The organism is Shewanella salipaludis, assembly GCF_012911865.1.
Classification (GTDB): domain Bacteria; phylum Pseudomonadota; class Gammaproteobacteria; order Enterobacterales; family Shewanellaceae; genus Shewanella; species Shewanella salipaludis.
This window is the reverse complement of the sequence record NZ_JAAXYH010000002.1, coordinates 141,696-165,130: the sequence shown is the minus strand read 5'-3', so window position 1 is coordinate 165,130 and position 23,435 is coordinate 141,696. Positions and strand designations below refer to the sequence as shown.

At 57.9% G+C, this 23,435-nt stretch carries 22 protein-coding genes; 12 read left to right on the top strand and 10 right to left on the bottom strand.

Annotated features, from left to right (window positions below):
- Positions 1 to 169 precede the first annotated feature (169 nt).
- The 7 genes from HC757_RS03640 (at position 170) to HC757_RS03610 (ending at position 8,281) form a co-directional block, all read left to right on the top strand.
- Positions 170 to 1,228: a DUF2157 domain-containing protein gene (locus HC757_RS03640; protein ID WP_169562950.1), complete on the top strand. Its 1,059-nt coding sequence runs from the start codon at positions 170 to 172 to the stop codon at positions 1,226 to 1,228.
- Positions 1,221 to 2,366 (top strand): DUF4401 domain-containing protein, encoded by a 1,146-nt coding sequence (locus HC757_RS03635; RefSeq protein ID WP_169562949.1) that lies wholly within the window; start codon positions 1,221 to 1,223, stop codon positions 2,364 to 2,366. Before HC757_RS03640 ends, HC757_RS03635 begins: the two co-directional genes overlap by 8 nt.
- On the top strand, positions 2,359 to 2,874 hold the full coding sequence (locus HC757_RS03630) for a GDYXXLXY domain-containing protein (RefSeq protein ID WP_169562948.1): 516 nt from the start codon (positions 2,359 to 2,361) through the stop codon (positions 2,872 to 2,874). Before HC757_RS03635 ends, HC757_RS03630 begins: the two co-directional genes overlap by 8 nt.
- 181 nt (positions 2,875 to 3,055) lie before the next feature.
- Complete coding sequence (locus tag HC757_RS03625) at positions 3,056 to 5,893, top strand: ExeM/NucH family extracellular endonuclease (protein WP_169562947.1); 2,838 nt, start codon at positions 3,056 to 3,058, stop codon at positions 5,891 to 5,893.
- Positions 5,894 to 6,231: 338 nt separating this feature from the next.
- On the top strand, positions 6,232 to 6,513 hold the full coding sequence (locus tag HC757_RS03620) for a putative quinol monooxygenase (protein ID WP_169562946.1): 282 nt from the start codon (positions 6,232 to 6,234) through the stop codon (positions 6,511 to 6,513).
- 87 nt (positions 6,514 to 6,600) lie between these two features.
- Positions 6,601 to 6,864 (top strand): hypothetical protein, encoded by a 264-nt coding sequence (locus HC757_RS03615; protein ID WP_169562945.1) that lies wholly within the window; start codon positions 6,601 to 6,603, stop codon positions 6,862 to 6,864.
- 412 nt (positions 6,865 to 7,276) lie between these two features.
- The gene (locus HC757_RS03610; RefSeq protein WP_169562944.1) at positions 7,277 to 8,281 is read left to right on the top strand and encodes a catalase family peroxidase; all 1,005 of its coding nucleotides are present in this window, start codon (positions 7,277 to 7,279) and stop codon (positions 8,279 to 8,281) included.
- 86 nt (positions 8,282 to 8,367) lie between these two features.
- On the opposite strand, the gene HC757_RS03605 is transcribed toward HC757_RS03610, so the two are convergent.
- From HC757_RS03605 to HC757_RS03585, 5 genes are all read right to left on the bottom strand, one after another.
- On the bottom strand, positions 8,368 to 8,688 hold the full coding sequence (locus HC757_RS03605) for a YdbL family probable chaperone protein (protein ID WP_169562943.1): 321 nt from the start codon (positions 8,686 to 8,688) through the stop codon (positions 8,368 to 8,370).
- 27 nt (positions 8,689 to 8,715) lie between these two features.
- Positions 8,716 to 8,907 carry a YnbE family lipoprotein gene (locus tag HC757_RS03600; protein WP_211164282.1) on the bottom strand — a complete coding sequence of 64 codons (192 nt, stop codon included), beginning with the start codon at positions 8,905 to 8,907 and terminating at the stop codon, positions 8,716 to 8,718.
- 21 nt (positions 8,908 to 8,928) lie between these two features.
- Positions 8,929 to 12,084: an intermembrane phospholipid transport YdbH family protein gene (locus HC757_RS03595; protein ID WP_169562941.1), complete on the bottom strand. Its 3,156-nt coding sequence runs from the start codon at positions 12,082 to 12,084 to the stop codon at positions 8,929 to 8,931.
- Between the two features lie 161 nt (positions 12,085 to 12,245).
- Positions 12,246 to 13,100 (bottom strand): D-hexose-6-phosphate mutarotase, encoded by an 855-nt coding sequence (locus tag HC757_RS03590; RefSeq protein WP_169562940.1) that lies wholly within the window; start codon positions 13,098 to 13,100, stop codon positions 12,246 to 12,248.
- Positions 13,101 to 13,242: 142 nt separating this feature from the next.
- Complete coding sequence (locus HC757_RS03585; RefSeq protein WP_244623087.1) at positions 13,243 to 13,764, bottom strand: phosphatase PAP2 family protein; 522 nt, start codon at positions 13,762 to 13,764, stop codon at positions 13,243 to 13,245.
- A gap of 463 nt (positions 13,765 to 14,227) precedes the next feature.
- Between HC757_RS03585 and HC757_RS03580 the strand changes: the two genes are divergently transcribed.
- Positions 14,228 to 14,698 (top strand): hypothetical protein, encoded by a 471-nt coding sequence (locus HC757_RS03580; protein WP_169562939.1) that lies wholly within the window; start codon positions 14,228 to 14,230, stop codon positions 14,696 to 14,698.
- 321 nt (positions 14,699 to 15,019) lie between these two features.
- Positions 15,020 to 15,625: a DJ-1/PfpI family protein gene (locus HC757_RS03575; RefSeq protein ID WP_169562938.1), complete on the top strand. Its 606-nt coding sequence runs from the start codon at positions 15,020 to 15,022 to the stop codon at positions 15,623 to 15,625.
- Between the two features lie 139 nt (positions 15,626 to 15,764).
- Here HC757_RS03575 and HC757_RS03570 read toward each other — a convergent pair whose 3' ends face one another.
- The gene (locus tag HC757_RS03570) at positions 15,765 to 17,168 is read right to left on the bottom strand and encodes an aspartate ammonia-lyase (RefSeq protein ID WP_169562937.1); all 1,404 of its coding nucleotides are present in this window, start codon (positions 17,166 to 17,168) and stop codon (positions 15,765 to 15,767) included.
- Between the two features lie 250 nt (positions 17,169 to 17,418).
- On the opposite strand from HC757_RS03570, the gene HC757_RS03565 reads away from it, so the two are divergent.
- A complete protein-coding gene (locus HC757_RS03565; RefSeq protein WP_169562936.1) occupies positions 17,419 to 18,237 on the top strand; it encodes a helix-turn-helix transcriptional regulator in 819 nt (272 codons plus the stop codon).
- Positions 18,238 to 18,240: 3 nt separating this feature from the next.
- On the opposite strand, the gene HC757_RS03560 is transcribed toward HC757_RS03565, so the two are convergent.
- Positions 18,241 to 18,873, bottom strand: a complete 633-nt coding sequence (locus HC757_RS03560) for a DUF938 domain-containing protein (RefSeq protein ID WP_169562935.1) — start codon at positions 18,871 to 18,873, stop codon at positions 18,241 to 18,243.
- 30 nt (positions 18,874 to 18,903) lie between these two features.
- Positions 18,904 to 19,815 (bottom strand): LysR family transcriptional regulator, encoded by a 912-nt coding sequence (locus tag HC757_RS03555; RefSeq protein WP_169562934.1) that lies wholly within the window; start codon positions 19,813 to 19,815, stop codon positions 18,904 to 18,906.
- Positions 19,816 to 19,960: 145 nt separating this feature from the next.
- On the opposite strand from HC757_RS03555, the gene HC757_RS03550 reads away from it, so the two are divergent.
- Both HC757_RS03550 and fghA read left to right on the top strand, forming a co-directional pair.
- On the top strand, positions 19,961 to 21,091 hold the full coding sequence (locus HC757_RS03550) for an S-(hydroxymethyl)glutathione dehydrogenase/class III alcohol dehydrogenase (protein WP_169562933.1): 1,131 nt from the start codon (positions 19,961 to 19,963) through the stop codon (positions 21,089 to 21,091).
- A gap of 42 nt (positions 21,092 to 21,133) precedes the next feature.
- Positions 21,134 to 21,970, top strand: coding sequence for an S-formylglutathione hydrolase (gene fghA, locus HC757_RS03545; RefSeq protein ID WP_169562932.1), 837 nt, complete (start codon positions 21,134 to 21,136; stop codon positions 21,968 to 21,970).
- A gap of 76 nt (positions 21,971 to 22,046) precedes the next feature.
- Here the strand turns inward: fghA and HC757_RS03540 are convergent, their stop codons facing one another.
- Positions 22,047 to 22,706, bottom strand: coding sequence for a response regulator transcription factor (locus HC757_RS03540; RefSeq protein WP_169562931.1), 660 nt, complete (start codon positions 22,704 to 22,706; stop codon positions 22,047 to 22,049).
- 266 nt (positions 22,707 to 22,972) lie between these two features.
- Complete coding sequence (locus HC757_RS03535; RefSeq protein ID WP_169562930.1) at positions 22,973 to 23,398, bottom strand: acyl-CoA thioesterase; 426 nt, start codon at positions 23,396 to 23,398, stop codon at positions 22,973 to 22,975.
- Between the last annotated feature and the right edge of the window lie 37 nt (positions 23,399 to 23,435).

The following is a 23,435-nucleotide window of genomic DNA, read 5'->3' as shown; positions in this document are numbered from 1 at the left end:
ACAGCCTATCGGCATGGCGAGTTTGCATCCCAGCTGTAGGTCCACTTTCTCCATTGGCTGTGCTAGCCTGATATCTGGATGCTGATATCAGGGGCTGATAACAGCAACAATTGGCTTAATCTTGGACAGGGAAAGGCATTCTGTCCCTCATGCAGCAAGGACGACAACCATGGGCAGGTTCATCTCTCATCTCTCACCTCTCATCTGTGCATCTGTGCATCTATGGCAATGGCTGGAGCAGGGCAAGCTGCCGGTCGAGCATATCGACCGGGTGCTGGCACTGAGCATTCGGCCGCAAACCTCTGCCGGTTGGCGCCGGGGGATCTCGGCCCTGCTGCTGTGGCTGGGGATGCTCAGCATCTGCAGCGCGCTGGTGTTCTTCTTCGCCTATAACTGGCATGCCATGGGGCGCTTCGCCAAGTTTGCTCTGGTGGAGGCCGCGCTCCTGGTGTGCGTGGCCTTGTTTGTCTGGTTGAGCCAGGCTGCCCGTTCCGCTCCCGCCGGGAGCAGCATAGGCACCCAGGGCGCCAAGGTGGCGCTGCTGGGCGCCGCCATACTGGTCGGTGCCTTATTGGCGCTGGTGGGGCAGACCTATCAAACGGGTGCCGATCCCTGGCAATTGTTCGCCCTCTGGGCCCTGTGTTTATTGCCCTGGGCCTGGCTCGTCGGCCTGGATCTGCTGTGGTTGCTGATCGCGGCCCTCAGCAATCTGGCGCTGCTGCTCTATTACCATACCTTCGGCGGATTATTTGGCCTGGTGCTGAATGAAGAGCAGTTGCTGTGGGCGCTGACGCTGGTGAATGGCGCCATGCACCTGCTGTTTCTCATTGGCGCCCGCCTGGGGCAAGCGCGCTGCCGTGCGCCGTTAACCGAACGTCTGACGCTCTGCGCCGCCCTGGTGATGCTGAGCTGGCTATGCATCCACGCCCTGTTCGAGCCCCAGGGGCGGGAACTCAACATCCTAGTCTATGCTTTGGTCATCGGCCTGGGATTTGGCTGGTATCGCTTCAAGATTAAACACTTGTATCCTCTGGCCCTCGGCGGTTTCAGTCTGATCACTGTCATCACCGCCTTGCTGATGCGCCTCTTGTTCGAGGATTCGGAACCCGTTGGCGGCGGCTTGGTGCTGGCCATGGTGATGATAGGGGGCAGCACCCTGCTGACCCAATGGCTGAGAAGATTGCAACTTGAGTTCAGTGTGACATTAAGGGAGACGGACCATGACTGAGCCCCAAGCCGGCGCCGGTTACAGCGGCAGGGAGAGCGCGGCGCGCCTGTGGCAGGAATTGCTGCAATTGGGCTGGGTCAAAGGGGATGAACCCGAGGTGGCGCCGGCATCTCCCTGGTACCTGGTGTTATTGCAGCTGATCGCCGCCTGGATGGCGGCCTCCTTCCTGCTGGGTTTCATGACCAGCTTGCTGCTCTTGGTGTTGGACGAGATAGACACGGGCGCCATCATCGGCATAGGAGGCTTCTATAGCCTGCTGGGCCTGTGGCTCTATCGCTCGCCCGTCAGCGCCGCGCGGGAATTTGCCTCTCAGCTGGCGCTCGCCATTAACCTGAGTGGTCTGATCGCCTTGGGATGGGGCCTGTTCGAGCTGTTGGACATGCACTTGTCTGTGCCTTGGTACGGCGGCATGGCATTGGTTCTGGCGCTGCATCTGATGCTCATCTCCCACACGCCACACCAGTTCATCACGGCACTCGGCCTCTGCGCCTGCGGCACGGGTCTGTTGCAAGAGTACGGCGCGCTGGCATTGGCACCGGCGCTGACCGTCCTCTTGCTGGCCCTGGTGTGGTTAACCCTGAGCCACTGGGGGTTGCAGTACCGTCGGGGACGCGTCCTGGGGTATGGGCTGGCGCTGTGGGTGCTTTTCATCCAACTGCCTTACCTGTTCAATGGCCAAGGGGTAAGCGAGCAGCATGCCCAGGGCATGGATTGGTCGCTGTTGGCGCCGCTGCTGCACCATGACTGGCAGTGGTATTTATCCCTGCTGCTGAGTCTTGGGGTGATCTTGCTGCTGGGCCTCAAGGCCCTGGCGCAACAGGGATTGGGGCTCGGCAGCCGTCAAGGGGCCCTGGTCCTGATGGCCGTTGCCGGGGTGGGGCTACTGTCTGTGCCCATGGCTGGGTTAGCGGCGGCCGTCTGTGTCTTCATCCTGGGGCTCTATTTCAAGGAGAGGGGGCTCATCTGCCTGGCTGTGCTCAGTTGCCTGCTGTTTATCGGCGGCTATTACTACTCGCTGCGGGTCGACTTGATGGAAAAATCCCTCTACCTGGCCGGCTTCGGGGCGGCATTGCTCGGCGCCCGCGGCCTGATGCAGTGGAGCCTGGCCCACAAGACGCCGGGAGGCAACCATGATTGAACTCGCAGCCTTGAGTGCGGCCGCGGCGAAACGCCTGAGTCTATGGGTGTGTGTCAGCACGTTGCTGGTCCTCGCTTCGGTGAACTGGGGCATATACCAGAAGGAGAGGCTGCTGGCCGAAGGCCTGGACATCAGGTTCGAGCTGGCGCCGGTCGATCCCCGCTCCCTGATGCAGGGCGATTATATGGCGCTCAACTATGCCATGGCCGGCGAGGTCGCTGCCCAATTGGCCGAGGGCCAGACGGACGGTGTGCTCTTGGTGCGGCTCGATGCCGACAGAGTAGGCCAGTTCGACGGCTTGTACCTGGGCCAGCCGCTGCAGCCGGCTCAATTCAAGGTGCAGTTCAGGTTGCGTCATGGCCTGATAAAACTGGCATCCAACGCCTTCTTCTTCGAAGAGGGTCAGGGCAGTCATTTTGCCGTTGCCAGGTTCGGTGAGTTCAAGCTTAAACAGAATGGCGAACTGTTACTCATCAGTCTGTTGGATGAAAATTTCGTCAAGCTGTGATCTTGTACTTTGGCTTGGCGTGCTTTTAGCGGATCATGCTTAAGTTAACAATTGAAACCTATCTGTAACCTCTTTACCCTATAGTGTCGGCTGGTTTTTGGATGAACCAGTGATTAACCAGAGGCAAGTACCTCTGGTTAAAGTAAAAATAATACAATAACGATACTATTTAGGGGTTTTTATGTTAACCAAAGCGAGTCTACTCGTCTTGGCCATGGGTGGCGCGTCCACCCTGGCCCAGGCGGCCGATAATCTGATCATTTCCGAATATGTCGAAGGCAGCAGCAATAACAAGGCCATCGAACTCTACAATCCTACCTCGGCCAGCATAGATCTGAGCCAATACCAGTTGAGCTTCTACTTCAACGGCAACACCCAGGCCGGCAGCAGCATTAGTCTCAGCGGCGTACTGGCGGCCGGGGCCACCTTTGTCATCGCCGACAACGATGCCAGTGCCGACATCCTGGCTGTGGCCGACATGGTCAGCAACGCCAGCTTCTTCAACGGCGACGATGCCATAGTGCTCAGCTCCGGAACCCAGGTCATAGACAGCCTGGGCCGCATAGGAGAAGATCCCGGCAGCGAATGGGGTGCCGGCGACCTATCTACCCAGGACAACACCCTGCGCCGGGATCCGGCACTCTTGGTGGCCGACACCCAGACAGACGACGAAGTGACCCTCGGCAGCTGGCAGGGCTTCCTTAAGGATGACATCTCAGATCTGGGCAAATTCAGCGCAGACAACACAGATCCAACCGATCCGGACCCAACGCCGGGAACCTTGGTGTGCGGCGAGACTTCGACCCCGATCCACGCCATCCAGGGGGCGACGGATCTCAGCCCACTCAATGGCCAGACAGTGATTGTCGAAGCCATAGTGGTCAGTAACCAGGAAGCCGGTCTCAAGGGGCTATTCCTGCAGATGGCCGATGCCGAGACAGACGCGGACGCGCACACCTCGGAAGGGGTATTCGTCTACACGGGCAACGCCGCCACCGGCTATCAGCCGGGCGACAGAATACGGCTGCAGGCCAAGGTCACCGAGTACCAGGGCCTGACCGAGCTGACCTCTGTGACCGAGCATAGCTTATGTGCCGCCAACCAGGCGCTACCGACGCCGGCACAGGTTAGCCTGCCGTTTGCCGCGCCCTCCGAGCTCGAGGCTTTCGAAGGCATGGGCGTCAGCTTCAGCCAACCTCTGGTGGTGAACGAAGTCTATAACCTGGGGCGTTACGGTGAAATCAGCCTCGGCAGCCAACGCCACTTCATCGGGACTCAGGTCGCCAGTCCGGGTGCCGCGGCCCTGGCCGTCAGCGCCGCCAACGCCAATGACAGCATTTTGCTCGACGATGGCCTGACCGCCCAGAATCCGGATCCTATAGGTTATCCTGCACCTGGCCTGAGCGCCGCCAACACTGTGCGTGTCGGTGACAAGATCACAGGTCTTGACGCCGTGATGCACTATGGTTTCGGCAAGTATCGTGTGATGCCGACCGAGACGGTCAACTTCGTCACCGCCAATGCGCGCACCACAGAGCCTGTCATCACAGAGGGCGATCTCAAGGTGGCCAGCTTCAACGTGTTGAATTACTTCAATGGTGATGGCCAGGGAGCGGGTTTCCCGACCGACCGCGGCGCCGATACCCTGAGTGAGTTCAATCGTCAGAAGGCGAAAATTGTCAGTGCCATGGTCGGCATAGGTGCCGATGTCTTCGGCCTGATGGAAATCGAAAATGATGGCTTCGGCGCCAATTCGGCGATTGCCGATCTCGTCGCCGGCCTCAATGCCGCCATAGGCGAAGCGCGTTACAGCTATATAGATCCGGGTGTTGCCGCCATAGGCACGGATGCCATCAGCGTGGGCATCATCTACCGGGCCGACAAAGTCACCCCCAATGGCGCCGCCGCCATCCTCTCCAGCGCCAACTCGCCGCTGGATGAAACCGGCAAGCCCTTGTTTGACGACGGCAAGAACCGTCCGACCCTGACCCAGGCCTTCAGCGTGGCCGGATCCGAGGAAAGCCTGGTACTGGCGGTCAATCACCTCAAGTCCAAGGGCAGCGACTGCGCCGCACTCGGGGATCCTGATGTCAACGACGGTCAGGGCAATTGTAATCAGACCCGTAGCCGCGCCGCCAAGGCCGCCGGGATCTGGCTGGCAGAGCAGTATCCAGAGCAGGGCGTGCTGATCATCGGCGATCTCAACTCCTACGCCAAGGAAGATCCGCTGACCGCCTTCAAACAGGCGGACTTCACCGAACTGTTCGAGCACCTGAATAAGGTCGATGCCTATTCCTACGTGTTCTCCGGCGAATCGGGCCAGTTGGATCACGCCCTTGCCAGCGGTGACTTGGTGGACAAGATAGTCGATGTCACCGAATGGCATATCAACACCGACGAGCCACGCATCCTAGATTACAACGAGGAGTTCAAGTCGGCGCAGCAGTTGACAGACTTGTACGCTGCCGATGCGTATCGCTCATCGGATCACGACCCTGTGGTGATCTCCCTGGCACTGGCGCCCGCCAAAGTGGCACCCGTGGCGAGCTTCAGCCTGACGCAAGAAGGGGGAACCGTCACTCTGGCATCGACCTCCAGCGACGCCGATGGCGAGCTGGTCGACTTCCTCTGGGATCTGGGTGACGGCACAGTCGCCACGACGCCGACCCTGAGCCATAGCTACGCCGTCTCCGGTGACTATCAGCTGACCCTGACGGTGACGGACAACGATGGCCTGAGCCATAGTGTGTCCCAGAGCATCAGCGTGGTGGTCGCGCCGCAGCAGCAGGCCCCCGTGGCGCAGATCCAGCACATCAACCTCTGGCTGGTAGACATGTTCATCTCGACCAGTTATGACGAAGATGGCTACCTCAAGAAACAAAAGTGGACCTTCAACGACGGTCGCCGTGCCAACGGCGCTATCGTGTGGCGCTTCGCCAAGCGCGGCCTGAACCGGGTCGAGCTGATGGTCAAAGATAACGACGGCCTGACAGACACGGCAGAGCTCAGCTTCCGCTAGTGCCAGTGTCGGTGCGCTAAACCGCGTCCGACAGTCATGGACTAAAAAAGCCCGCTATGCGGGCTTTTTCATTGCTGCCATGGGTTTGGTTGGGGAGTCCTGTATCCAGAGGTCATGGCAATGTCTCCCTCGTTTACTGCCTGGCCATGACTGCCAGGCATAGCGCGCAGATATCCGGCCTCGAGCCTTATTTTTCATCGAAGTGCTTGAGAAGACCATTAAATCCCAGTAGCTTAGGGCGAACAATCCGGGCCGTTCAATGCGGGCTAATAGTTCGAGATATGGCGGCCGGGTAGGTGAGGCAGCGAGCCCATAGGCACAATCATAAAGGAAAGATAATGGCCATTACACGCATCAATGAATTTGTCGCCGCAGAGGGAAAAGCGGATGAACTCTTTGCTTTTCTCAAGTCCCTCATCCCTCATATCTCTTCCTCCGAGGGCTGTGAACTGTGTGAAGTGTTGCAAAGCGCCGACGATAAAAACCGCTTTGTGGTGCTCGAGAAATGGCTTTCCGTCGAGTCCCACACGCAATCAGTGGCAAATTTTCCCAAGGAACAGATGCAAGCCGCCATGCCGCTCTTCGGTGCGCCACCCAAGGGGTGTTTCTACCACGGATGACCGGCTTCGGGCATCGTGGAAAGCCAGTGAAAAGTTATTTGTTGGTGAAGTACCTGTATCTGGCTGGCGCTGTCACTTGTGGTCGCCATGTATCATTTTGGCCCGGACACCAGGGCTTTTTCTGCCTGTTATCTCTTCTTGCTGTGCGGTTTGGGCCTGGTGTTATTGGCCGCCAATATTAAATTGCATAGGCAGGCGTTGGCGTCTGGCCTGGCGGTGAATACCCTGGGAGTCAAGGCCAGTGTGCTTTCCTGTTTATTCCTGACACCGCTGGAGGCGGTCATCGTCTTGCCAGCCATTAATCTGCTGAGATTGAAGAATAAATTTTCTGTTGAACCTCTCCTGTGCTGATTGCCGTACCCCACCTAAGGCAACTTAGGGCGGTTTAGCATTCGTAAGTTTTAGGGATGAATAATTCCCAGCAGGCCCTCCTTACTGCTGCTATAGCTATTTAGAGTCCATTGTATAGGGCCTCATGCTGTCAATCCTGCTCCAGGAGCGCATGTATTGCCTGGGCTGCCTTTTTGTATAGCCGTATCCCGTGAGGTATCTGAGTCGTGATGTTTGTGTTTAGGTCCTGTTAGTCCTGCTGGCAAAAATTAACTATGCCGGCACTGTGCAACAAAACCTGGGTATCCAGGGTCTTGTGTCGAGGCATCACGGGCGTCTGGGGCGACATACATAACGGCGCAGGTTAAGACGTTTTGCACCTCAACAATGAATAATGACGAGCAGTGACCAGATACCCAAAGGAGAAATAACCATGAGCAGTTACAAGAAATTCACGTCTTTGTTAGTCCTCGCCAGTGCGGCGGGATTAGGCATGGCGGCGCAAGCGTTTGCTGCCGACCCAGTGGATCCCAATCAAATGATCGCGGCGATGGAGAAGGCTTTCGGTGTTACTCCTGGGCAGAGACGCAATCATACCAAGGGCACCTGTGCCAGCGGTGAGTTCGTCGGTTTGAAGGCTGGGGCGCAATACTCGCGTTCGGCGTTGTTTAGCGGCACCACTATCCCTGTGGTGGCGCGTTTCTCCTTGGGCGGCGGCAACCCCCATGCCAGCGACTCGGATAAGGGGGGGCGAGGTATGGCGTTGGAATTCAAGCTGGGAAAAGAGCTGCAGCACATGACCATGCTCAACGTCCCCGTATTTGGTGCCTCTGTCCCCGGCACTTTTTACGATTTATTGGTGGCGCTGGCGCCTGACGAGAAAACCGGGAAACCGGATCCCGAGAAGATGAAGCTCTTCAGGGAGTCGCATCCCGACTTCCATGGCATGAGCAGCTTCATCGGCAGCCATAATCCGCCGGCCAATTATGCCAATGCCCCTTATTACAGCCTGCATGCCTTTAAATTTGTCGATAAGACCGATAAGCAAACCTTGGTGCGCTGGGAGTTTCAGCCCCAGGATGGCATGAGGCCATTGACTGACGCAGAAATGAACAAGGGAGAGACAGATTTCCTGGAGAATGCCCTGATCGAGCGAACCCAGGCCGGGCCGGTGAAATGGGATATGTTCATCACCCTGGGACAGGCCGGCGACTCTGAGGTGGATGCGAGCAAGCCATGGCCCGAGGATAGGTTGAAAGTGCAGGTAGGCACGCTGGCGTTGACATCGGCCTCGAATCAGACCAACGGCAGCTGCGAACCGATCAATTTCGACCCCCTGGTATTGGCCGATGGCATAATGGCGACTCCAGATCCAGTGCTGCGAGCCAGATCTGCGGCCTATGCCATTTCGTTTGGAAAACGTCTCTCGGGTCTCTGAACCGGGCAGGACAAATCCGGCATTAAAAACAGGGCCCGCAATTGCGGGCCCTGTGTGTTATTCGCTACTTCAACCTGATGATAATGCTAGCGTTTTATCCACTTGCCGCTGGCGTCCTGGACATAATTGCCCTTGTCACTGGCGTTGATGGCTTTCTCGCCGGCCAGTCTGGCGACATCGTCGACGGAGATCTTGTTCTTCTTGGCGATGATCTCGTAGTGGGCCCGGCGTTTGGCGTTGACCTCGTCCATTACAGCCTTGGCTTCACCGTTGGCATGGACCAGGCCGAGGTAACCGTTGAGCTGTTCACCCAGATAGCCCATGGCCTTGGCTTCCTGCAGTGACATGGCGAAGGCATTCAGGCTCAGCAACAAACCCGCAGCGAGTAATAATAATCTTGATTTCATCTGTGACTCCTCAATCCGATACCTGTATCAAAAAAGTTGCTCGTTGCTCAGTAACTCGTCGAGTTCTTTATCTACCTTGATCTTTATCTCGTGCTCAATCTTGACGTTCAGGTTGATCACTATCGGCTTGTCCGGTGGCTCGAGTTTGACCGTAGGCGTGCAGCCGGGCAGGAGCGAGAGGGCGAACAGGGCACCCAGACTGAGGCGTTGAAATGGCATTGTCTTCACTGACGTTTCCTTTTACTTCACGGATTGTTCGATTCTGTCCTGCAGATCGTTGCCTATTTGCAGGCTTCTGAATAGTTGCAACATATTCTCTTCCTGAGAGTAGTTCAAGTGGATGGGACGTTCAATACCCAGGCTACGACCTTTCACTTCCACCTTGATGGTCGCATCACTGGCGGGGGTCATATCGAAACTGCCGCTCAACTGACTGTAGTTGAGGTGTTCCAAGGCCGAGAAGGCAAAATCCAGATAGGGTTGCGACAGGCGCATCTGCTCTATGGCGGGATTATCCTTGATGGCGATGAGGCCGCCCGGTGGCCTGGCGGCCAGTCGGCCGCCGCTGACGCTGACTCTGCCATCGACCAGGTCGACCGGCAGGACGCCGTCGAAGATGCCGTCGGCATGTACCCCTTGCTGGGGCAAGAGGGTGAGCAGTTCCTCCAGGCTCAGCCCCTGCAGCATAAGGTAGGCGTGGGATCTCTCTTTCAACTGCAGCTTGAATGTAGGCAGCAGGAATTGGCCGCCGAGCAGGTCACCGCTGGCGGTGAGTTTGAGGTCGACATCGCTCAGGCCTGTGAGGCGCTTGAGCCAATTGTCTGCGACCTGGGTTGGATCTTTGCTGAGCGACATGCCGGCATGCAGCGCCAGGTTGGTGACGGGTACGCCGAGATCCAGGTTGCCTATGGTCAAATTCATATCGGCACAGTCCAAGCGGCTGTTGGCATTGCCGGTATCGGCTGCCGTTGGCCGTTCATGCTTGGCTTCCAGCCGGTATTCGCAGCTGGCCTCGGCGTCGCCATCATGCAGCAGTATCTGCCCCAGGTTGCCGTAGACTTGCTGGAGCTTAGGCTGGAATTGGATGGCGAACAGGGTGTCTTTACTGCCGTGGCGCAGCTGGACATCGGCGCTGAGCCGGCTCTGGCCGCTGAACTCCAGCTCGGCAGGCAGTGGCGCAATCCGGCGGTAGAGCGCCAACAAGTCGGCAAGCTTGCTGTCCATTTGCCAGTGGCCCGAGAGCTCGAAGTCGCTATCGGCCGTCGGCATCAGCGTCAGGGTATGGCGACTGTCGAGCTTGAGGTCATCCAGTTGCCAATGTTCCTTGCCGCGTAACTCTTGGCCTTGCCATTGCAACTGCTGTTGCAGGCTAAGGTGTGCCAGTCTAAACAACCTCTGTTGTTTCAGCCTGAGTTTAAGTTGCTGCTGTTTGTCCGAGGTTATCTCGTTCAGGCTCAGTGTCAGGTCATTTTGCCATGGTTGCGCGAGCAGGGCGTCGACGCCGGCCACCTGGGTATCCAAGCTGAGCCTGAGCGGCCGGGCCAATGCCAGTCTGGCCTCGGCCAGGTTGGCTGTGATGCCTTCTGTCATGCCGTCGGTCAGCCAGGGGCCATGCTCCCGGGTTTGCGCCTGGGTTTGAACCTGGGCTTGAACCTGAGCCTGGGGCGCGGCAAAGACTTGTTGCTTGAAGGCGATGTCCGTCAAGGTCAACCGCGGCGGCGCTGCGTGTAAATTCAGCCGCTTGTCTGTCCAGGTTAAGTTCGATGGGCTCAGTTTCAGCCTGGCTTTGGTTATGTTCAGACTCTGCTGGGTCACAGTCGAGCCTGTTGCCGCTGCCGGCGCTGGTTGAGTCGCTGTATTTTGAGGGCCAGAGCCAGAGTCAGGAACAGGGCCAGCGATTGGAAGCGGCTCTGCGGCCGTCCGCTCGCCTTGGCGGCGCACCTCGATATCCTCCAGCGCCAGTAGCCCCTCGGTGAGCGACAGGCTGGCTTGCTGCGCCGTCACTGCCAGTTCGCCGCTGGCCTGCAGATGGCCGCCACCAAGGCTGAGCCGCATGGCGGCCGGTGAGGGGAATAAGTCCGTCAGCGCCAGGTGCTTGGCCCGCTTCAGCCCTAAGGCCCAATGGCCGCTCAGGCCCTGCTGGACCGAGTAGCTCAGTTCGGACATCTCCAGCTTGGTCTGGATGCGGCTGTTGAGCAACTCGAGGGAAAGCCGCTCCAGGAGCAGTGGCGCCGCTGCTCCCATGTTGGCCAGTGGCAGTTGCATCCGGGTCGGCAGTGTGACCCTGAGGCCCAGGTCGGCTGTAGTCGACATTCCTGTGTCGCCCTTAGAAGGCTCGGACTCAGACGCCTCGGCTCCGCTGCTGAGAGCGTGCAGCAGCGAGTCCAGCTTATCCCCCTCTATCTCTGGGACCAGCAAGGCCAGCAGGGCCCTGCGTCCCGCCCGACTCGGTCTCAGGGCCATGGCGACGGGCTCGAGCGTCAGTTGCAGTGCACCCAAACGCCCGGAAATGGCCAACGCCAGCTCAGGTTCGGGTGCCAGCCTGAGGTGGTCGAATTGCCCCAGGGTCAGGGCGCCGGCCATCAGTCTGTGGTGACTGCTCAGCTCGGCCGTCTTGAGTGTCAGCGCCAGCCGGGAAACCAGCTGGCCTTCGAGCCGGATGTCATGGGACTCGAGCACTGCGACGGCGGCGGCGAGCCTGTCGGTCAAGGGGCTCTTGAGTGCCAGGGCGTTGGTGGCGAGGGCGAGCCGGTACAGTGTGTCCGTGTCCAGGCGGGTATCGAGCCGCCACAACTCCTCATCCAGCTGAGCGTGCAATTGCAGCAATGGCCGGTCGCCGAACTTCAATGCCGTGGTCAGCTGCTGCGCCCGGTTGAGGCGCAGGCTTTCCATCTCCAGGCTGAAGTCCTCTGGCGCTACGCCTGCCAGGCTGAAGCGAGTCCGGCCCAGGTGGATTTGTGGCAAGCTGCCGAGATCCAGCGCCAATGCCGGTCCCTGTTCATCCAAGGCCTGGCCCCTGTCCTGAAACAGTGTCTGGCCCAGTAACACCTGCATGGGACCCGAGGTGATGCGCTTGAGCCGACTCGTGTCGAACTGCGGCAAGGCAAAAGGCAGTGCCGCCAGGGGGGAGGTATCCAGGCCGATGCGCAGATCCTGCAGCTCGATGCGGTTGTCCTTGATGCTAAATTTCAGCCGGGGGAAGTGCCACTCCTCCAGGCTGTCGAACTTCAGCTCAAGTTCCTCCAGGTGAATATCATAGTCGGCCAATAAGTGATTGGCGGCCGTGAGCGCCAGCCATTGATAATTGGCCACCAGGGCCCAGACAGACAGACAGAGCAGCAGGGCCAGCGGCAGCAGGATGTTAATGGTGAAAGACTTGAACTTGGCAGCAGGCATCGAGTGTATGTCCTTGAATCGATATCTGAAGCTTATCATGCCAGCCGGGGATAGCCTATGCAGAGGAGGGTAACTTATCGGGGCACTCGGGGGGATGCGGGACAAAAAGCACCGGCGGCCGCCTTGGGCATACCGCCGATCATTGGCTCATGCCTGTAAGCCTAGTGGCTTTCCCACCAGCGGATGTGGGTGATGAGACTGTGGCTTTCGCCGGGTGCCAGGGTGAGGCCGTCGTCGAGCACATTGGCGGCTTCGAGGCAGACCATGCCCAGGTAGTCATCCGGGTTGAAGCGGCTCAGGCGTTGTGACTTGGCTATCCAGGGATTCCACAGCACGGCCGAGTGACTATGCTCCCTGGCCACTTCTATGGTGCCATTGGGGGTATGCAGCCACTGCACCTCGCCCAGGTCCGTGTAGACCCTGTCGGTTTCCCGCTCGAAGGTCACAGTGTCATCCTCCTGGGGGTAGGGGCCGGCACCAAATTCTATGTATTTGGCGCCGCTGAAGCCGCTGGCGCGCAACTGGTGGATGTCGCCTATGGGAAAGTAACTGTGGAGTGCCTGGGTCAGGCTGATGGGGCGGTTGCCCGTGTTGTGATTGTTCAGGCTGACGCTGAGGCTGTCTCCCAGACTGAAGAGCACAGAGACGCGGCTGTCATGGGGCCAGAAGCGCTTGTCCTGCTCGTCTAGGGCCAGTTCGAAGCGCAACTCAAGCTGTTGCGCCCGCATCTCAATCGACGCCAATGTCCAGATGCGGGTGCGGGCGATGCCGTGCTGGGGAAAATCCGGATTCGGGTGCATGCCGAACCAGGGCCAGCAGATGGGGATGCCGCCGCGGATGCCGTTGCCCGGTTGGTAGTCATCGGCGCTCGATACCCAGAGCAGCGGCGGCTTGCCCTTGGGCTGGAAATAGTCGATTTGTGCGCCTTGCAGAAAAATGCGTGCCTTGCATAAATCTGTCTCTATATCGAGATAATCCAAGCCGTTGGTGTGTTTTTTATTCGTGATAGCAAGCATATATGGCCCTCAAGCCTGGCAGATCCCTGACGCCTAGCTTACAAAGTTTCACCGGCCGAGATAAGGGGCATCTGCATGAAATTTTCGATTGGCGTCGCCCAATGGCCTCGCGGCCCGAGCCGGCGGCTCAATGGGCGGCGACTCACCAGTGGCCGCTGAACATGATGCCGTAGCTGCCGTCGGCGGCATAGGGAGTGATCTTGACCCCTTCATATGGCTCGGTGAAATAGAAGCTGCTCGCTATGCCTATCACAGCGCCGGCGACGACGTCCCGGGTGTAGTGTTTGTCGGCGTCGACCCTGGTATAGCCGACATAGGCGGCGCCCAGATAAGCGGGAACCGCGTACTCCCAGCCGTAGCGCCTATGGATGAAGGCCGCTCCCATGAAGGCGGTCGAGGCGTGACCCGAAGGGAAGGAATTACAGCAATCGCCATTGGGTCGGCGGGTATCTATTGCCTGCTTGAGCGCATAAGTGGTGAGTTCATTGGTGGCCAGGGATTCGAAGAATTGCAGGCTGCCATCGTAACCTTCCTCGTAGAAGAGGGTTGCGCCCAGGGCGATCGCCGGGATCGCCAGTCGTAAGCTCTCTCCCTGTTGTTCGGTCGAGCTCTTGGCCTGGGCCGCCAGCGGCATACAAGCAGCGAGTATGGTCGATTGCAGCAAGCAAGCTCCTAGCATCTTAGCTGTGCACATATTCTTATTCCTTGTGTCAGGGAGTATGCCAACGAGCCGCTCTCCACTCGCCGCAAGTGCTGAAAACCGACCGGGACGGGACTCCTAAGATAAAGGTTTAGCACAAGCAGGAAATATCCACTCAATCGGCCTGGCGGTTTTATCGCCGGCGCTCAGTCGTGAGTGAGCTGATGACTGGGCTATGTGAGAGGGCTAGGTGGCAGGGCTATGCGACAGGGCTAGTGAGCGAGCCAAATGGGGCTCCGGCTCGTACAGCCTCCGGCTCAGGGCTGGCTATACTTGGATCTCCATGGCTGCTCTGTCCCTGCGTCTTGCGGGAGTGCATGCCGCAAGCGTCAGTCCCGGGACTGGCCCATTTTAGTCAGAGGCAGCCCGCGCCCAGGCAGATGTCGCCATCAAGCCGGACTTAGGGTGAGTCGAGGAGAACAGAGTCATGACCAACATGCCAGAGTTGAAATCCAAGCTCCGCCACTGGACCTTGGTGCTGGGGGTGATCCAGGTGACATTCGGCTGTGTGGTCGGTTTCATCCCGCCGGACGCAGTGCAATGGTTTCGCGGCATAGTCATGGCTCATATAGAGTTCACCGCGAACGGGGTCTTGATGATAGTCCTGGGGCTGTTGGTCAAAGAGCTCGGCCTGGGCGCCATGGCCCTGAAGCTCTGGTTCGTCACGCTGCAACTGGGCACCTGGACCAATGGTCTGGCCGGATTGGTCGGCGCCTTCATAGGCTACTCATCGAAACTCATGCCGACCCTGAGTGAAAAATTCCCGCCGCCCCATGGGATGGATCACCCGCTCGTCACCGGCATACTGCAACTCTGTGGCGTCACCATAATGCTGGCACTACTACTGACTATCTACGGCTTGTTGACCGCCAGGGCTGCGACTGGGAATAGCCGCTAGGTCCGGTACCGGGTTTCATACGGACAGCGGCTTTCAGCTTGCCATTCTGATGTGTTTATTTTAGGCTAACTCATTAATAACAGTGTTATATTTCTGTTAATGCCGCTCAGTTGTCAGCAGATTTATGTGGTATCCCACCGTGGCTTTGATGGCCAGTTTCGCTGTTATTGAAACAGCGAAACTGTTATTGAAATAGCGTAACTGTTATTGAAACAGCGAAACTGAGCATGAGCATGGGCATGCGCGTTTAGCCGGAAGGCTTGAAGCGCCGGCTCCCCGGGCGAGCGTTCCATGCCCGGCCCTCCGATAAAAGGATTTCTAATGATAAGCGTCGCCATTGTTATATTCGATGAGTTTACCGACCTGGATTTTTTCTTGATGTGGGACATTTTGGGAAGGAATAAGACCGACTGGCGAGTCAAAGTGCTTGGCACCAAGAGTGACCATGTATCCACCTTGGGCATGCAGGTCAAAACCCATGGCCATGTTTCTGAGGCTAACGGTGCGGATGTGGTGTTATTCACCAGTGGTTATCTCGGTGTGCCGGCCGCAATCGAAGACCAGGAGTTCATCAATGCGTTTCATTTGAACCCTGAAACCCAGCTGATAGGTTCAATCTGTGCCGGTTCATTTATCCTGGCAAAACTGGGATTGCTGGAGGCGATATCGGCGACGACACATCCAGACGCCAAAGCCGGGCTGGTGTCTATGGGCGTAGCTGTCCAGGATAAGCCGCTTGTCGTTCATGGGAATATCGCAACGGCGGGAGGCTGTCTGTCTTCTGTGTACCTGATAGGTTGGGTGGCAGAACGCTTATTTGATGAAGCCAAGCGTAAAGAGGTACTCAGGCAGCTGATCCCTGCGGGGCAGCAGGAGATTTACGAAGAGCTTATCGGTTCATCCATTAAATCCGCCCATGTGAACTAAGCGCCGACCACAGATAGCCGCAGCCATGCCAAGCTACCAAGCTGACACTCGCGAAAATACCAGCCACAAAAGGTAAAGCCCATAAACCTGAGCATAGCTGCCGTCGGTAGGGCAATACCTTTGCCTGTCCGACATGGGCTTATCTTGGCGAGGTGGCAACCTGGAGCATGGAGGCGGGATCCAACAGGGCTTCGAGCCGCTCCTGGCTCAACAAGCCGCAGTGCAATACCAGTTCTACGACGGACTTGTTTTCGGCCATCGCCTGTTTGGCGATGGCCGAGGCATTGCCATAACCTATCTCAGGCACCAAGGCGGTAATAGTGCCTATGCTGTCCGTGACCAGTTGCCGACAACGGCTGCGATTGGCCGTGATCCCCCGGACGCAACGGCTGGCGAGCATGTCGCAACTTGAGACCAATATTTTCATTGAATTCAAAATGTTGTAAATGATCAGCGGTTCCATGGCGTTGAGCTGCAATTGTCCTGCCTCGGCGGCAAGCGTGACGGCCAGATCGTTGGCTATCACTTGATAGGCGCTCTGGTTGACGGCTTCAGGAATGACAGGGTTGATTTTGCCCGGCATTATGCTCGACCCGGGCTGCATGGCCGGCAGGGTGATTTCACCCAAGCCGGTTCTGGGGCCACTCGACAGCAAACGCAGATCGTTGCTTATCTTCCCCAGCTTAACCGCCAGCCGCTTCAGGACCCCGGAGTAATACACGAAGTCGCCCATGTCCGAGGTGGCAGCAATCAGGTTGCGCGCCTGTACCAGGGGTTTGTTGGCTAGCCTGGCCAGGCTGTCGATGGCGGCCTGGGCGTAATCACTGTGACTGTTGATGCCCGTGCCTATTGCGGTGCCCCCCAGATTGACGTGGCAGAGTAATGTGTTGGCCTGGCGTATCCTGGCGATCTCGTCATCCAAATTGATGGCGAAGGCCATAAACTCCTGGCCCAGGCTCATGGGCACCGCATCCTGCAGTTGCGTGCGGCCCATCTTTATCACATCGAAGAAGGCATCGGCTTTGGCTTCGAATGCTTGCTTCAGCCCGGTGATCGCCGTTATCAACTTATCGCCGGACAGCTGGATAGCGATGCGTGCCGCCGTGGGATAGGCATCATTGGTTGACTGGCAACGATTGACGTCGTCGTTGGGATGCAACAGGTGATAAGCGCCTTTCTCATGGCCCAGCTTGGCCAGGGCGAGGTTGGCGATCACCTCATTGGCATTCATGTTGGTTGAGGTGCCGGCCCCGCCCTGAATGACATCCACCACAAACTGCTCGTGATACTTACCCTCGATGATCTCTTGGCTGGCGGCTTTGATGGCATCGGCCTTGTCTTTGGTTAAATAGCCCACTCTCAGGTTCGCATCGGCGGCGGCCGCCTTGACCATGGCCAGCGCAGTCACCAAGTCGGGAAACTCGCCTATCCGGGTGCCGCTAATGGCAAAGTTATCCAATGCGCGTTGGGTTTGAATGCCGTACCAGGCATTGTTATCGAGCGCCATCTCGCCGAGTAAGTCTTGTTCTATACGTGTTGTCATGCTTGGATTTCCATCTCAGGTTGCAATCTGGCCGCACCATGGCATAGGCGCCGGCCGCCGGCTTGGTGCCATGGGCTATTGAAGCAGATCCTCTGGGGAAACAACATTTGCTGACAGGCATATATCTGATGCGGAACTTGCCAATGCCTGGTGCATTTTGGCGCTGTTATGGCGTCAAAGCGAGTCTGACGTTCGATTGAGTTGCCCGGGGGAATTGCTTAATATGGGCGACCCGTCGTGAGGAAGCCCTATGTCTCAAACTACCGATTTTGCCAGCAACCTGAAACTGCTGTGCAGCTACCACAAGTCCATTGCCGAAGTCTGTCGCCGCCTGGCACTCAACAGGGCCCAGTTCAATCGCTACCTCAGTGGCCAGCATAAACCCGGTGCCAATACCATGCTGCGGATCTGCAATTTTTTCGGTATCGAAGAATTTGAAGCCCTGCTTCCCCACAATCAATTCAAGTTATTGGTGCAGGTCAAACCGCGGGAACAGCAGCCGCAGGCCGCGCCGCTGCCTGAGTTATCCCATATGCAGAGATTACAAGCCGCCGGCACCCGCGAGCTGGAAAGGTATTTGGGGTTTTACTTTGAATATTATCTCTCCATGGCGCACCCGGGAAAATTGTTGCGAACCTTGGTCTGTTTCGAAAAGCAGGCACAGCAGATCTACTATCAGCGCATGGAGAGGATGATCGAATTTCCCCATAAGAAGGTGTATCACTGTCGCTACCTGGGCATGGCTCACTTTCTGGTCGACCGTATTTTCATGCTGGATTACGAATCCCTGACCGGGCATGAGATTTCGCAAACGATCTTATTCCCGACCTTCAAGAATAGAATATCTCAGCTCAAGGGGCTGAAAATCGGGGTGAGCGGCAGTGGTGAGCGTATGCCCATCTGTGCCAGGGTGGTGTATGAATACCTTGGGCGTTCCATCAATATGCGCAAGGCATTTGCCCTGTGTGGACTCTATGACATCGACTCGCCGCAAATTGACGCTTCCATCCGGCAAGCGGTGAGAAATGAGGTCGCCGAGGGGGAATGGCATTTCAGGGCGAGGTATTAGCCGTCATAAACGCTGCAAACCGCCGGCATGGGCTCGGCTGAAGTGCAACAGGCGGTTGTTGGCCGGCATGGCCAGATCTTGCACCAACCCCAGCCCCTGGGCCGCGGCCAGGTCGGTGATCCATTCTATGTCCCGAATGCCACTCTCAGGATTGTTGCGTTTCAACCAGAGATCGAAGTCGGCGTTGCTGTCGCTGGTAAATTTCCCCTGGTAATTGAAGGGGCCGTAGACGAGCAGTTGCAGCGCGGCCGAGTGCAGGTAATTGCCTATGCCGGCAAAAAAGGCCTCGACCATGGTTTCACTCATGATATGCAGGGTGTTGGCGCTGAAGATGGCGTCTATGGGCTCGGCGAGGGCGGCGACAGGCCAGGGAGCCAGAACATCCAATTGCAGCGGCGGCGCGACATTGCTGGTCGCTTCCCGGCGCAATCTGGCGCTGAGCCCCTGGAGGTACTGGAGTTGATCGCTCGGTTGCCAACGCAGCCCGGGCAGGTGCCTGGCGAAGTACACTGCGTGTTGTCCCGTGCCGCTGCCGATTTCCAGTACATGGCGACTGTCGGCGAGCAGGGGCGTCAAGGCGGATAAAATCGGCGCCTTGTTGTTTTCACAGGCTTGGGAAAAGGGTAACTCTGTCATGGCTGGTCCTTGTTGGCTTGAGTCTTGGCCTCATTGGGCCTGTTGCGGCGTGTTCGGCCTGGCAGCATCCTGTTCCGCCAGTCGCTGGGCCAGAAAATCCACCAGCAAACGTACCTTGGGCGACAGGTGACGGTTCTGCGGATACAGGGCCCAGATGCCTTCCTTGGCCTCGCGATAGCCGTCGAGCACGGACACCAGGCGGCCGGCTTGTAAGTCTGCATCCACATAATAGTCCGGCAGCTGCACCAGGCCTATGGCTTTGATGGCGGCATCCCTCAGGGCATAGCCGCTGTTGCAGGCGAGGCGGCCGCGCACCTTGATGTTGCGCTCCTTGCCGGCGTCGATGAAGCGCCAGTAATTGTGATTCCCGATCAGGCAATTGTGCCGGCCCAGTTCGGACAGTGAATGGGGCTCGCCATAGGTCGCCAGATAGGCGGGGGCGGCGCACACATAATGGGTCCTGGCGCTCAGGGGCTTGGCGACCAGGCTGGAATCGGCCAGTTTCCCCAGGCGGATCGCCAGATCGTAGCCTGCCTCCACCAGATCGACAGTGCGGTTGGTCAGATCCACGCTCAGCTCTATGCTGGGGTAGCGCACCATGAAGTCGCTGAGCAGCGGCATTATGTATTTCTCGCCGTAGGCCACGGGGGCCGTCAACTTGACCAGCCCCTGGGGGGTACCGCTCAAGCTGGTGATGGCGCGTTCGGCCTCTTCCAGCCCCGTCTGTAACTGACGGCAATGGCGATAATAGAGGCCGCCTTCTTCTGTGAGCGATACCTTGCGGGTGGTGCGGTAGAAGAGCTTGGTGCCGAGGCGATTCTCCAGCGCCGCGACCCGGCGACTGACATGGGCGGTGGAGATATCCAGGTGTTTGGCCGCCAGGGTGAAGCTCTCGTTTTCGGCGACGGCGACAAATTCGCTTATGCCTTCCCAGAGGTACATTGTTACCACTCAGTAAAAATAAATTGTCTTGTGGCTAGATTATCAATCTATGGGAAGTAAATACAATAGGCGCATCGGATCTCTGCCGCCTGGCTTACAGCCGGTGCTATGCCCTAGAGATTTCTCAACAAGGAGAGAGTGCGCAATGACAGCTCAATTTATTAAATCCAGAGCCGCTGTGGCCTGGGGCCCGGGTCAACCCCTGAAGATAGAAGAAGTGGACGTGATGCTGCCCAAGGCGGGTGAGGTCCTGGTGCGCATAGTGGCCAGCGGCGTGTGCCATACGGATGCCTTCACCCTGAGCGGTGACGATCCCGAAGGCGTATTCCCGGCCATTCTGGGCCACGAGGGCGGCGGCATAGTGGAGCGGGTAGGCGAGGGGGTCACCAGCGTGCAGGTGGGCGATCATGTGATCCCCCTCTATACCCCGGAATGCGGCGAGTGCAAGTTCTGCCTCTCGGGCAAGACCAATCTATGCCAGAAGATCCGTGCCACTCAGGGGCAGGGGCTGATGCCGGATGGCACCACACGTTTCTACAAAGACGGCCAGCCCATCTTCCACTACATGGGCTGCTCGACCTTCTCCGAATACACGGTATTGCCGGAAATTTCCCTGGCCAAGGTGAATAAGGCCGCGCCGCTGGAAGAAATTTGCCTGCTGGGCTGCGGCGTGACCACAGGCATGGGCGCCGTGATGAACACAGCCAAGGTGGAAGCCGGCGCCACTGTGGCCATCTTCGGCCTGGGCGGCATAGGCCTCTCGGCGGTGATAGGGGCGACCATGGCCAAGGCGAGCCGCATCCTGGTCATAGACATCAACGAGTCTAAGTTCGAACTGGCGCAAAAACTCGGTGCGACCGATTGCATCAATCCCAAAAACTTCGACAAGCCGATCCAGGAGGTTATCGTCGACATGACAGACGGCGGCGTCGACTATTCCTTCGAGTGCATAGGCAATGTCGATGTGATGCGCTCGGCGCTGGAATGTTGTCACAAGGGCTGGGGCGAGTCGGTGATCATAGGCGTCGCGGGTGCCGGGCAGGAAATCTCCACCCGGCCCTTTCAGCTGGTCACAGGGCGGGTGTGGAAGGGCACGGCCTTCGGCGGCGTCAAGGGCCGCTCCGAGTTGCCGCACATAGTCGAGCGATATCTTGCCGGCGAGTTCAAGCTGGATGACTTCATCACCCATACCATGGGCTTGGAGCAGGTGAACGAGGCGTTCGACTTGATGCATCAGGGCAAGAGCATTCGCAGCGTGATCCACTTCGATAAGTAAGCCGAGAAGATCCGTGGGCCCAAGGGCCCGAAAGGAGAGCAGATGACCATAGAAAACATCAGTTGTAACAAGAGCTTCGGCGGCTGGCATAAGCAGTATAAGCATCAATCCAGGGTGCTCGACTGTGAGATGCGCTTCGCCATCTACCTGCCGCCCCAGGCCGCCGAGAAGCCCGTGCCCGTGCTCTATTGGCTGTCGGGCCTGACCTGCACGGATGAGAACTTCATGCAGAAGGCCGGCGCCCAGCGCATGGCCGCGGAACTGGGCATGGCCATAGTCGCCCCGGATACCAGCCCACGTGGCGATGGGGTGCCGGATGACGCCGATAAGGCCTACGATCTCGGCCTGGGGGCGGGATTTTACCTCAATGCCACCCGTGCCCCCTGGAACCGTCATTACCATATGTTCGATTATGTGGTGGATGAGTTGCCGGCGCTGATCGAGGCCCATTTCCCGGTGACAGGGCAAAGGGCGATAAGCGGCCACTCCATGGGCGGTCACGGCGCCCTGGTAATAGGCCTGAGCCATCCCCACAGGTACAGTTCAATTTCGGCCTTCAGTCCCATAGCCAATCCCATGGCCTGCCCCTGGGGTGAGAAGGCCTTCGCCGCTTACTTGGGAGAGAATCGTGAGCATTGGCGGCAATACGATGCCTGCGAATTGCTGAAATTGGCGGTGAGCGAGGTGCCGATACTGATAGATCAAGGCGATGCAGACACCTTCCTGGAGCAGCAGCTCAGGCCCCAACAGCTGGTGGAGATTGCCGGGCACAAGGGCTATCCGCTGGATTTCAGGCTGCAGCCTGGGTACGACCACAGCTACTACTTCATCGCCAGCTTCATCGAGCAGCATCTGACGTTTCACAGCCTGTATTTCTAGCCAAGAGCCTGGCCGGCATGAGCCAGGGGATCGAAAAAGGCAGCCCATGGCTGCCTTTTCTGTTGGCTGGTTAATATCAGCTCAGCTCGCGCTTATCCATTCCCAATTGCTGCAGCGCGATCACCGCCTGGGTGCGGTTGCGTACCCCGAGTTTGCGGAATATCGCCGTGGCATGGGCCTTGATGGTGGCTTCGGATACCCCGAGATCGTAGGCGATTTGTTTGTTGAGCAGGCCTTCGGCAAACATCTGCAGCACCTTGTATTGCTGCGGGGTCAGGTCCGACAACTTGCTCGCCATCTGATCAACCGCGTCATCTTCTATGGGGATGATGTTTGTCCCCGGCGGCAGCCAGATGTCGCCACTGAGTACGGCGGTCAGCGCCGCTTCCAGGGTGTCCATCGAGGCCGACTTGGGGATGAAAGCGGCGCCGCCATAATGTATGGCGCGGCTGATGGTGTTGATGTCTTCGTGGGCCGAGATTACCACCACGGGCAAGTCGGGGTAGTGGGATCTCAGGTGGATCAGGGTCGAGTAACCATGGGAGCCCGGCATCTGCAGATCCAGCAGGATAAGGTCGCAAGCAGCGGCTTGGTCCAGCACGGCTTGCAGGGCTTCGGCACTGTCGGCCTCGAACCATAGGGTGTCGCTGAAGGCCATGCCGAGCGCCTGGCGCAGGGCATTTCTGAACAGAGGGTGGTCGTCTGCGATGATAATAGTCAGGTTTTCAAACTTCATGGCTTTATATAATTTAGGTTAGTGGCGCGTGAAGATGAAACAATGTAACAGAAAAGTAATTGCCGAGCCTATCGCTTTATTTATGTACTTGGCGATTTCTTTTTTTATATAAAGAACGGCTTATATCAAGAAGGGTTTATATCAAGAGTGGCTTATACCAAGGGCGGCTAATATCAAGGGCGGCTCATGTGAGTCGGGCTTGGCGGCCGCAGCGAGTGCTGCGACCTAGCCTGTCGCCGGTTCCGGGAGCATACGGACTAAGGCTGCTATTCCTGAGTCCACACCTTGGTAGGATTGCGGTCTTCGTCCACGGCCACGAAGGTGAATACCCCGCGGATGGCGTGTTCCCTGTGATCTTGATACATGTCTTCGACGAAGATATTCACTTCGACCTTGAGTGAGGTGTTGCCCACATAGATCACCCGGGCGATCAGCTCCGCCAGGCTGCCCGCAGGGATCGGCTTCTTGAAGTCTATCCTGTCCGAGCTGACGGTAACCAGGGTCTTGCGGCAGAAACGTGTCGCCGCGATGAAGGCGGTTTCGTCCATCCAGGCCAGGGCCTCGCCACCGAAGAGGGTGTTGTGGTGGTTGGTGATCGAAGGAAACACGGCTTTGATCACCCTGGCTTCCGAGTCTTCGATGCGTTGACTCACTGCGTCGGAATAGTGGCTTGGGGTTTCTGTGAAGGACATACGGCAACCTGAGGTTATGCGGCTAAACAAGGGCGCG